The organism is Streptomyces sp. NPDC008079 (assembly GCF_042957385.1).
Classification (GTDB): Bacteria; Actinomycetota; Actinomycetes; order Streptomycetales; family Streptomycetaceae; genus Actinacidiphila.
Genome location: NZ_JBIBIC010000019.1, coordinates 161652 through 172359 on the forward strand (window position 1 = coordinate 161652; position 10708 = coordinate 172359).

9 protein-coding genes are annotated in these 10708 nt (G+C 72.6%); 4 read left to right on the forward strand and 5 right to left on the reverse strand.

Annotated elements, in window-relative coordinates:
- Positions 1-9: 9 nt before the first annotated feature.
- Positions 10-846 (forward strand): hypothetical protein, encoded by an 837-nt coding sequence (locus ACFZAM_RS30515; protein ID WP_391050555.1) that lies wholly within the window; start codon positions 10-12, stop codon positions 844-846.
- A 33-nt stretch (positions 847-879) separates the two neighbouring features.
- On the opposite strand, the gene ACFZAM_RS30520 is transcribed toward ACFZAM_RS30515, so the two are convergent.
- The 3 genes from ACFZAM_RS30520 to ACFZAM_RS30530 form a co-directional block, all read right to left on the reverse strand.
- Complete coding sequence (locus ACFZAM_RS30520; protein ID WP_391050559.1) at positions 880-2595, reverse strand: phospho-sugar mutase; 1716 nt, start codon at positions 2593-2595, stop codon at positions 880-882.
- 156 nt (positions 2596-2751) lie between these two features.
- The gene (locus tag ACFZAM_RS30525) at positions 2752-3567 is read right to left on the reverse strand and encodes a purine-nucleoside phosphorylase (RefSeq protein WP_391050561.1); all 816 of its coding nucleotides are present in this window, start codon (positions 3565-3567) and stop codon (positions 2752-2754) included.
- A gap of 784 nt (positions 3568-4351) precedes the next feature.
- Positions 4352-4789, reverse strand: coding sequence for a gamma-glutamylcyclotransferase (locus tag ACFZAM_RS30530; RefSeq protein WP_355350335.1), 438 nt, complete (start codon positions 4787-4789; stop codon positions 4352-4354).
- Positions 4790-4919: 130 nt separating this feature from the next.
- Between ACFZAM_RS30530 and ACFZAM_RS30535 the strand changes: the two genes are divergently transcribed.
- Together ACFZAM_RS30535 and ACFZAM_RS30540 are read left to right on the forward strand one after the other, a co-directional pair.
- Positions 4920-6377 (forward strand): NAD(P)H-quinone dehydrogenase, encoded by a 1458-nt coding sequence (locus ACFZAM_RS30535; RefSeq protein ID WP_355350338.1) that lies wholly within the window; start codon positions 4920-4922, stop codon positions 6375-6377.
- Positions 6378-6519: 142 nt separating this feature from the next.
- Positions 6520-7473, forward strand: coding sequence for a DeoR family transcriptional regulator (locus tag ACFZAM_RS30540; protein WP_391050564.1), 954 nt, complete (start codon positions 6520-6522; stop codon positions 7471-7473).
- A 39-nt stretch (positions 7474-7512) separates the two neighbouring features.
- On the opposite strand, the gene ACFZAM_RS30545 is transcribed toward ACFZAM_RS30540, so the two are convergent.
- Complete coding sequence (locus ACFZAM_RS30545) at positions 7513-8124, reverse strand: helix-turn-helix domain-containing protein (RefSeq protein ID WP_355350344.1); 612 nt, start codon at positions 8122-8124, stop codon at positions 7513-7515.
- Positions 8125-8344: 220 nt separating this feature from the next.
- Here ACFZAM_RS30545 and ACFZAM_RS30550 point away from each other — a divergent pair, with 220 nt between their 5' ends.
- The gene (locus ACFZAM_RS30550; RefSeq protein ID WP_391050566.1) at positions 8345-9778 is read left to right on the forward strand and encodes a DHA2 family efflux MFS transporter permease subunit; all 1434 of its coding nucleotides are present in this window, start codon (positions 8345-8347) and stop codon (positions 9776-9778) included.
- Between the two features lie 159 nt (positions 9779-9937).
- Here ACFZAM_RS30550 and ACFZAM_RS30555 read toward each other — a convergent pair.
- The coding region (locus ACFZAM_RS30555) for a biotin/lipoyl-containing protein (RefSeq protein ID WP_391050568.1) at positions 9938-10708 on the reverse strand (771 nt) is incomplete at its 5' end.

Genomic DNA, 10708 nt, shown 5'->3' on the forward strand with positions numbered 1-10708 from the left:
CGGCGCCCCGTGCGACCTCCGCGCAGCCCACGGTGCCGCCCGTACGCACCCGCGCTGCTGACCGCGTCCGTGGCCACCGCGCTGGCCGCGGCCCTGACCTCGTGCGCCCACCCGGCGGCGCACACCCCACCGGCCGCCGCGGACCGTACGCGCGTCCCCGTACAGCGGCCGTCCGCGCCCGCCGTGCCCAGCGCGCCTACCGTGCCCGACCCGTCCGCCGCGTCACCGGCCGGGGACGCCAACCGGCCGCGTCCGTACGCCGATCCGGCCGCGAGCACCCCACCGGCCTTCCCGCCGCCGACCGGGAAGGCCGAGGCCGTGAAGGGCACGAAGGGCACGAAGGGAGCCGGGGCATCCGCCGCCCCCTCCCGGACGGGCGCGCCGCCGCCCGCCACGACGGCCGCCCGGCCGGGGCCGAACCCGTCCCGCGGCGCACCCGCCGCGCCGAAGAAGGCCGCCGCCGAGCGTCAATACCCGCCCGGCACCACGGTGTTGCGGATCGGCGACTGGTCACGGCCCGTCGTGCGCGGCGACCAGGCCACCATCGACGCGTGCGGGGCGGCCGTGCTGTTCTCGGGACCCGATCCGGCGCTCTCCGACGGCTACGAGATGCGGACCTCCGTCATCGTCGGCCACGACTACTGCGGCTACGACAAGCTCGCCCCGCTGCCGGTCGGCACCCGCGTCACCCTGGACACCCCGAAGGGCACGCTGTCCTTCCACGTCTACGCCACCTACGTCAACCCCGGCAGGGGCGGCCCCGACAACGGCCTCTACTGGGGCGACCTCACCCTCCAGACCTGCGTGGGCCCGGACACCGGCTTCAGCTATCTGACCCGCGACTGAACGGGCCCGACCCGCACGCGATGTGACGCGCCGTCAAATACCCGCCGCCGACGCCACATCCGCCTTCAGCGCGGCCATCACCTCGTCGGCCGTACGCCGCGCCGCGCCCAGATCGGCGGCCGAGGCGACCGGCACCACGACCTCCAGGTAGCACTTCAGCTTCGGCTCGGTCCCGCTCGGCCGGACGACGACCCGCGCCGACTCGACGGTCCCGGCGCCCGCCAGGCGGTAGCGCAGCCCGTCCGTCGGCGGCAACTGCTCGCTGCCCTCGGCCAGATCGTCCGCCGACGTCACCGCGAGGCCCGCGAGCGCGGCCGGCGGCCGATCGCGCAGCCGGGCCATCGCGTCCGCGATCAGCGAGAGGTCCGCGACCCGCGCCGAGAGCTGGTCGGTGGCGTGCAGACCGTGGTCGAGCGCGATGTCGTCCAGCAGGTCGGTGAGCGTGCGCGAGTGCTGCTTGAGGGTCGCGGCCAGTTCGGCGATCAGCAGCGCCGCCGTGATGCCGTCCTTGTCGCGTACGCCCCCCGGGTCGACGCAGTAGCCCAGCGCCTCCTCGTACCCGTACCGCAGGCCCTCGACGCGGGCGATCCACTTGAAGCCGGTCAGCGTGTCCCGGTACGCCAGGCCCGCGCCCGCCGCGATCCTCGACAGCAGCGACGACGAGACGATGCTCGCCGCGAACGTGTCGCGCCCGGCCACCGCCGCGCCCGTACGCACCAGGTGCACCGCGAGCAGCGCGCCCAACTCGTCGCCGCGCAGCGTCCGCCAGCCCGCGGGGGAGTCGCGGTCGGGTACGGCGACGGCGCAGCGGTCGGCGTCCGGGTCGTTGGCGATCACGACGTCGGGGCCGACGGACTGGGCGCACTTGAACGCCAGGTCCATCGCCCCCGGCTCCTCCGGGTTCGGGAAGGCCACGGTGGGGAAGTCCGGGTCGGGCTCGGCCTGTTCGGACACGGGCGTCGGCGCGGGGAAACCGGCGCGGGAGAAGGCCGCCATCAGCGTCCTCAGGCCCACCCCGTGCATCGGCGTGTAGACCACCGACACATCGCGCGCGCCGCCCTCGGCGACCACGCCCGCCGCGCGGGCCAGATACGCCTCCACCACGTCGGGGCCGAGCACCCGCCAACCGCCCGCCGCCAGCGGCACATCGGCCAGCGCGCCCACCGCGGCGATCCGTTCGGCGATCTCCGCGTCGGCCGGGGGCACGATCTGCGAGCCGTCGCCCAGATAGACCTTGTAGCCGTTGTCCTGCGGCGGATTGTGGCTCGCGGTCACCATCACCCCGGCCGCGGCGCCCAAGTGCCTGATGGCGTAGGCCAGTACGGGCGTCGGCAGCGGCGAGGGCAGCAGCGCGGCGCGCAGCCCGGCGCCGACCATCACGGCCACGGTGTCGCGCGCGAAGTCGTACGACTTGTGCCGGGCGTCGTAGCCGACCACGACCAGGGCGTCCTCGGCGCGCTCCCCGAGATACGCGGCCAGGCCCGCGGCGGCCCTGATCACCACCGCGCGGTTCATCCGCATCGGCCCGGCGCCCAGCTCGCCGCGCAGGCCCGCGGTGCCGAACTGGAGCGTGCCGCTGAAACGGTCCCCCAGATCCGCGAGCGCCTGCGCGCCGCGCGGGTCGTCCGGGCCCGCCTGCGCGGCCTCCAGGACGCCCGCCAGCTCCGCGCGGGTGTCCGGGTCCGGGTCCTCCGCCAGCCACTGGCGCGCGCGCTCCACCAGCTCACGCCCGCCGTTTCCGCCCGCCATGCCGCTCTCCGTTCCACGTGGGTCGGGCCGCCAGGGCCCGCCCCTCCAGCCGATGCCGCCGCGCGGGGCGGCAGGGCCGGTTTCCACCGGCAGGGTCAGTTTTACGTACTACCCCGCCCGTCCACCCGGCTTTACGCGCCCGCGGGCTCCACGTGCCTACAGACGTCCGAGGACGCGCCCGAGCAGCGAACCCATCCGGGTCGCGGACTCGCGGCCCGCCTCCAGCACTTCCTCGTGGTTGAGCGGCGCGCCCGTCATGCCCGCGGCCAGGTTCGTGACCAGCGAGATGCCCAGCACCTCGGCGCCGGCCTCGCGGGCCGCGATGGCCTCCAGCGTGGTCGACATCCCGACCAGGTCGCCGCCGATCGCCCGCACCATCCCGATCTCGGCCGGGGTCTCGTAGTGCGGCCCGGGAAGCTGGACGTAGACGCCCTCCTCCAGGGTCGGGTCGATCTCGCGGCACAGCGTCCGCAGCCGCGGCGAGTACAGGTCGGTGAGGTCGACGAAATTCGCGCCCACTATCGGCGAGGTCGCCGTCATGTTGATGTGGTCGCTGATCAGCACCGGCTGGCCCGGCAGGTAACCGGGGCGCAGGCCGCCGCAGCCGTTGGTGAGCACCACCGTCTTGCAGCCGGCCGCCACCGCCGTGCGCACTCCGTGCACGACGCTGGAGACGCCCCGGCCCTCGTACAGGTGCGTACGGCCCAGGAAGATCAGGGCGCGCACTCCGCCGATCCGCACGGAGCGGAGTTTGCCCGAGTGGCCCTCCACCGCCGGGGCCGGGAAGCCCGGCAGGTCGGTGATCGACAGCTCATAGTCCGCCACGCCCAGCTCGTCGGCCGCGGGCACCCAGCCCGAGCCCATCACCAGGGCGACGTCGTGGGTCTCGGCGCCGGTCAGCTCGCGCAGGCGGGCGGCGGCGGCGTCGGCCGCGGCGTAGGGGTCGGCATTCACAGAAGCGTTCACGCGCATGAGGGTAACCTGTCTCGGCCTACGCGCGTAGACGGTGCCCTGGGCTTACGAAGTGCGGCTCCTCCGGCAGGACCCCGTTTTTGCCCGCCCGCCCACCCGTGCGGGTGCTTTCTTCGTCTGCGGGTGCCGCTTGTGCCTGGTCGGTGCCGGGCCGGGGCACCTCCTCGAAATCCGTATCACCTGGCCTTCGCGAATCCGGCACCCGGCCGTCAACGTATTTCTGCGGGGGCACCCCGCCCCGTCCCCTCCCGGTACGTCGGCGTCCGACGGTCCGGTGGGGGTTGCCGGGAGGGGGGTGGGTGGGGGCTCGGCCCCTGCGCCCCCCGACCCGCCCGCGGCGGCGGGAGGGGGATGGATGGGCTCGGGCACGTCGGCGTCTGACGGTCGGCTGTGGTGACGGACGGGGGTGGGGTGCGGGTCCTGCGCCGCCGTCGACCTGCCGGGGTGGGCGCGAGGGCTCCAGTACGTCGGCGTGTGCCTGTGCGCCACCCATGCAGCCCCTTGGGTGGAGGACGCTCGGGGTGCCCTCACGGTCTTGGACACCCACCCCGGCCACCCCCACCGGACAGGCGGACGCCGACGTACCGGGAGGGGACGGGCCGGGGTGCCCCCGCAGAAATGCGGTGACAGGGAGGGTGCCGGATGGGCAAGGCCAGGTAGCCGCATTTCGAGGAGGTGCCCCGGACCGGCACCGACCCAGGCACAAGCGGCACCCGCAGACGAAGAAAACACCCGCACGGGTGGGCGGGTGGGAAAAAAGACACGGCCGGGAAAGGCCCAGGCGCTAGCAGGGCCTCTTGCGGAGGGACATGACGTAGTCATGCGGGGCCCCGGCAGACTCGGCGGCGTCAGCCAACTCACCCAGGTAGCGGGCAGAGGGCAGCCCGCCCTCGTAGTCGTTGAGCACGTAGAGCCACGAGGCGACCTCCCCGTCGAGCGTGTGAACGCGGACGGTGGCGCGCCGGTAGAGACCGAGCGGCACACCCTCCCAGCGATCGAGCGACTCCTCGTCGACGGGCGCGATGTCGTACAGCCCGACGAAGACCTGGCTGTCCTCGTCCTCCACGAGCGTGGCAAGCGCCCCCTCCCACCCCATCTGCTCGCCGCCGAAGGTGAGCCGCCAGCCGTCGAGCCAGCCGGTGCCGCGCAGGGGGGAGTGCGGGGCGCGGCGGGTCATCAGCCGCGCGTCGAGGTTGCTGGCGTAGGCGGCGTAGAGCGACATGACCACGAGAGTACGGGAGCACGCGCGGCGGACGGCCGCACGCCGTTTCGGGGTGTCCGGACGGCGGGCGACGGCGCCCGGATCGGACAAGCGTGCCCCCTGGCGGAGAACACTTGGCGCGTGCGGGACAATGGGGTACGTGACAAGGATCGTGATCATCGGAGGCGGACCCGGCGGCTACGAAGCTGCCCTGGTGGCGGCGCAGCTCGGCGCGGAGGTGACCGTCGTGGACTGCGACGGCCTGGGCGGGGCGTCGGTGCTGACCGACTGCGTACCGTCCAAGACCCTCATCGCCACCGCCGAGGTGATGACGACGTTCGATTCGTCGTACGAGGAACTCGGCATCATCGTCGCCGACGACACCCCGCCGCTGGAGCGCGCGGCGCGCGTCGTCGGGGTGGACCTGGGCAAGGTCAACCGACGCGTGAAGCGCCTGGCGCTCGCGCAGTCGCACGACATCACCGCGTCCGTGACGCGGGCCGGCGCCCGGGTGATGCGCGGGCGGGGGCGGCTCGACGGCTGTCAGACCGCCGCCGACGGCAGCCGCTGCGTGGTGGTCGAGGCCGCGGACGGCACGACCGAGCGGCTGACCGCAGACGCGGTGCTCGTGGCGACCGGCGCGCGCCCGCGCGAACTGGAGGACGCGCTCCCGGACGGCGAGCGCATCCTCAACTGGACACAGGTCTACGACCTGGACGAGCTGCCCGAGGAACTGATCGTGGTCGGTTCCGGCGTGACCGGCGCGGAGTTCGCGGGCGCGTACCAGGCGCTCGGCTCCACGGTGACGCTCGTGTCGTCCCGCGACCGGGTGCTGCCCGGCGAGGACCCGGACGCCGCCGCCGTACTGGAGGACGTCTTCCGGCGCCGCGGCATGAACGTGATGGCCCGCTCCCGCGCCCAGTCCGTCAAGCGGATCGGCGACCGGGTCGAGGTCGCGCTGGCCGACGGCCGGGTGATCACGGGCACGCACTGCCTGATGGCGGTCGGCGCGATCCCGAACACCTCGGGCATGGGCCTGGAGGAGTCGGGCGTGAAGCTGACCGACTCCGGTCACATCTGGACCGACAAGGTGTCGCGGACGAGCGCGCCCGGCGTGTACGCGGCCGGTGACGTGACCGGGATCTTCGCGCTCGCGTCGGTCGCGGCCATGCAGGGCCGGATCGCGATGTACCACTTCCTCGGCGATGCGGTGGCCCCGCTCAACCTCAAGACGGTCTCCTCGAACGTCTTCACCGACCCGGAGATCGCCACCGTCGGCTACACGCAGGCCGACGTGGACAACAAGCGGATCGTGGCCAATGTCGTCAAGCTGCCGCTGCTGCGCAATCCGCGGGCCAAGATGCAGGGCATCAGGGACGGCTTCGTGAAGCTGTTCTGCCGTCCCGGCACGGGGATCGTGGTCGGGGGAGTGGTGGTCGCGCCCAAGGCCAGCGAGCTGATCCACCCCATCTCGATCGCCGTCGACAACAATCTGACGGTCGAGCAGATCGCCAGCGCCTTCACCGTGTACCCGTCGCTGTCCGGCTCGGTGGCCGAGGTGGCACGGCAGTTGCACACCCGCAAGGCGGCCGAGGCGGATCTGGGCTGACGGCCCCTCGCGTCATCCGGAAAGGCGCCGTTTGCGAACGCACGGTCGGCGTATAGCACTCGCCGGTCTCTTTTGTGCACGACTTCCGTCATCTGGTGCAAAGTGCTGAAAGCCGACGGACGTTGGCGTTACTGTCGGTTCCGTGTTCGCTGCAGAACGTCGCCAATTGATCCTCGAAATGGTGCGGGCGAACGGGGCGGTCTCGCTCCGTGAACTCGCCCGTGTCGTCCAGACCTCAGAAGTGACCGTGCGCCGGGACGTGCGGGCGTTGGAGGCCGAAGGACTGCTGGACCGCCGACACGGCGGTGCGGTCCTGCCCGGTGGCTTCACCAGGGAGTCCGGTTTCCCGCAGAAATCCCATCTAGCGACCGCGGAGAAGTCGGCCATCGCCGAACTCGCCGCCGATCTCGTGGACGAGGGCGAGGCCATCGTCGTCGGCGCGGGGACCACCACGCAGGAGCTGGCCCGTCGGCTCGCGCGGGTGCCGGGACTGACCGTGGTCACCAACTCCCTGCTGGTGGCACAGGCGTTGGCGCACGCCAACCGGGTCGAGGTGGTGATGACCGGCGGCACGCTGCGCGGGTCGAACTACGGCCTGGTGGGCAGCGGCGCCGAGCAGTCCCTCCAGGGGCTGCGGGTCTCCCGCGCCTTCCTGTCCGGCGCGGGCCTGACCGCCGAACGCGGCCTGTCCACGTCCAACATGCTCTCCGCGAGCGTGGACCGGGCGCTGGTGCAGTCCGCCGCCGAGGTCGTCGTCCTCGCCGACCACACCAAGCTCGGCACCGACACGATGTTCCAGACCGTGCCCACCGACCTCATCACCCACCTGGTCACCGACGAGCCGCCCGGCGGCGACGAGCGGGCCGGTACCGAACTCCAGGCGCTCGCCGACCGCGGCGTGCAGATCACCGTGGCGCCGCTGACCGGCGCGGACGCCATCGCCGCCGGACGTCCGCGCCACGACCAGCCTTTGCCAGGACCCCGGCGGCCCCAGCCCCTGCGCAGCGCCCAGCCGCTGCCCGGTGGCGGCCCGTCGCTGGCCGGAGGCGGCGGCACCGAGCCCACCCCGCGGCTGGCGGACGTCCGCCGCCGCTAGGGCACCCCGCCCACCGGAGCTCCCCGCTGCCCGAGCTTCCTAGACCGGCTCCGCGGCCGTCTCCCTCACGGCCCTGCGGCCGGTGTCCTCCACGGCCCCGCGGCCGGTGTCCTGCCGGGTCCGCAGGCCGTCCAGGGTCAGCGTCATCAGACGAACGAACAGCCCCGTGTCCTCCCGGTTGTTCTCCGCGGTCAGCACGATCGCGTTGATCAGCTTGAGCAGGTCGGACATGGTGGCGTCCGGCCTGATCTCGCCCGCGTCCTGCGCACGCCGCAGCAGCGCCTCGCCCGACGAGCGCAGCAGCGCCTTGCACGCGGGCATCTTCGCGTCCGGCGCGGACATGATGGCCTTGGCGAGGCCGCGGTACGCGGTGGAGTGCACGGCGACCGCGTAGAGCCACTTGGTGAGCGCGTCGACCGGGTCCGGCTCCTCCAGCAGTTCTTGCGCGCGCGCGTTGAGCTTGACCAGCTCCCGCTCGAAGACGGCGTTCATCAGGGTGTAGCGGTCGGGGAAGTGGCGGTACAGCGTGCCGATGCCCACCCCGGCCTGCCGCGCGATGTCCTCCAGGGCGACGTCGGTGCCGTGCACGAAGAAGGCCTGGGCGGCCTCTTCCAGCAGCCGGTCGTAATTGCGCTGCGCGTCTGCCCGCATGGCGTCATGCCTCCTGAAGTGCCGGTCCTCACGGCTCGCCCGTACCCGCGGCGCGCCCACGTCCACGGCTGACCACGCCCACGCCACCCGTGCCCGCGGCTCGCCCGAACCCATCGTTCGTCAAAGTCCGCCCAAAAGCGATTGTAGAACCGGAGGCTGTCTCCGTATAGTTAACGGAGGAACCCTCCGTTTATTGCTCTCCGCTGGAGGCTTACTCAGCATGTCCACACCCGCAGTGCGCGCGCTCTCCACCGCATCCCGCACTCCGTCCCCCGCCCGCGGGCGACCGTTCATCGCCCTCGTGGCCATCGTCGGCACGCAGCTCATGCTGCTGCTCGACGCCACCGTGGTGAATGTCGCCCTGCCGGGCATCGGCACCCATCTCGGCTTCTCGCCCACCGGCATGTCCTGGGTGCTGAACGTCTACACGCTCGCCTTCGGCGGCCTGCTGCTGCTCGGCAGCCGGATAGGCGACCTGATCGGCCGCCGCAGGGCGCTGATGTGGGGCGTCGGCGCCTTCACCCTCGCCTCCGTGGCCGGCGGCGTCGCCAACGACTCCACCACCCTGCTCATCGCCCGCGGCCTGCAAGGCGCCGCCGCCGCGCTGGCCGCGCCCAGCACCCTGGCGCTGATCGCCACCTCGTTCTCCGAGGGCTCGGAACGCAACCGCGCGCTGAGCGTCTTCTCCGCGATCTCCGGCGCCGGTTCCGCGATCGGCCTCACCGTCGGCGGCATGCTCACCGACTGGGGCTCCTGGCGCTGGGTCTTCTTCGTCAACGTCCCCGTGGGCCTGGCCATCGTGCTGCTCGCCCCGCGCTACATCAAGGAGACCGAGCGGCACCCCGGCGGCCGGTTCGACATCGCGGGCGCCCTGACCGGCACCCTCGGCATGGCCTCGCTGGTCTACGCCTTCATCCGCGTCGGCGAGAGCCACTGGACTGACTCCCGCGCCCTGACCAGCTTCGTCATCGCCGCCGCCCTGCTCGTGTCGTTCCTGATCAACGAGACCCGCGTCGAGCGCCCGCTGGTCGTGCTGCGGCTCTTCCTCGACCGCAACCGCGCGCTGGCGTACGGGATCATGCTGCTCGTCCCCGCCGGGATGTTCGGCGTGTTCTACTTCTCCACCCAGTACCTTCAGACGTATCTGCACTACAGCCCGCTGCGGACCGGCTTCGCCTTCCTGCCGCTGGCAGGACCGCTGTTCGTCGCCGCCCGCCTCGCCCCGCGCGCCCTCGCCCGCTTCGGCGCCAAGCGCGTCGCCGCCACCGGCGGTCTGTTCAACGTCGGCGGCACGGTCTGGCTCTCCACGCTCAACGCGTCCGACGGGTACGCGGGCGGCATCCTCGGCCCGCTGATCCTGATCGGTGTCGGCGTCGGCTTCACGATGATGCCGCTCAACACCTTCATCCTCTCCGGCGTCGAGCCGAAGGAGGCGGGCTCCGCGTCCGGCCTGCTCCAGACGATGCAGCAGGTCGGCGGCAGCCTCGGACTGTCCATCCTGGTCACGGTGTTCGGCACCGTCTCGCGCCACGCGCACAGCGAGCCGTTCATCCACGGCGCCACCGCCGCCTTCACCGCCGCCGCGGTCTTCACCGCCCTGTCCGTCGCCCTGGTCCTGGCGCTGCGCAGTCCGAAACCGGTGTCCCTGCGCTGACGGTGACCCGTTGACGGGGCTCTGTTGACCGCGTTGACGGTACGGAGCCGCGCGCGTGGACCGGCGCGCGAACGCCGGTGGGGCCGGTCGTCGTGACCGGCCCCACCGGCGTTTCGTACGTACGGCCGCTGCCGTACCGCCTTCGTGCGTGCTGTGGCGTCAGTCCTTGATTTCGCAGATGACGGCGCCGGAGGAGACGGAGGTGCCGACTTCGGCCTTGAGGCCGATGACGGTGCCCGACCGGTGGGCGTTCAGGGGCTGTTCCATCTTCATGGCCTCCAGGACCACGATCAGGTCACCCGCGGTGACCTGCTGGCCCTCCTCGACCGCGACCTTCACGATGGTGCCCTGCATCGGCGAGGGCAGCGCGTCACCCGAGACCGCCGCACCCGCCTTCGCCGCCGTCCGCCGCTTGGGCTTGGCACCCCCCGCGGCCGCCGTCCGCGCCAGCGTCATCCCCAGCGACGCGGGCAGGGACACCTCCAGGCGCTTCCCGCCGACCTCCACCACCACGGTCTCCCGGCCCGGCGCGTCGTCCTCGTCCACGACCGCACCCGCGAACGGCGGGATCGTGTTGTCGAACTCCGTCTCGATCCACCGCGTGTGCACCGTGAACGGACTGCCGTCGGCGGGTGCGAACGCCGGGTCGGTGACGACCGCACGGTGGAAGGGGATCGCGGTCGCCATCCCCTCCACCGTGAACTCGCCCAGCGCCCGCGCCGCACGCTGCAACGCCTGCTCACGCGTGGCACCGGTCACGATCAGCTTGGCCAGCAGCGAATCCCACGCCGGACCGATCACACTGCCGGACTCCACACCCGCGTCCAGCCGCACACCCGGACCCGTCGGCGCGTCGAAACGCGTCACCGTGCCCGGCGCGGGCAGGAAACCCCGCCCCGGATCCTCACCGTTGATCCGGAACTCCACCGA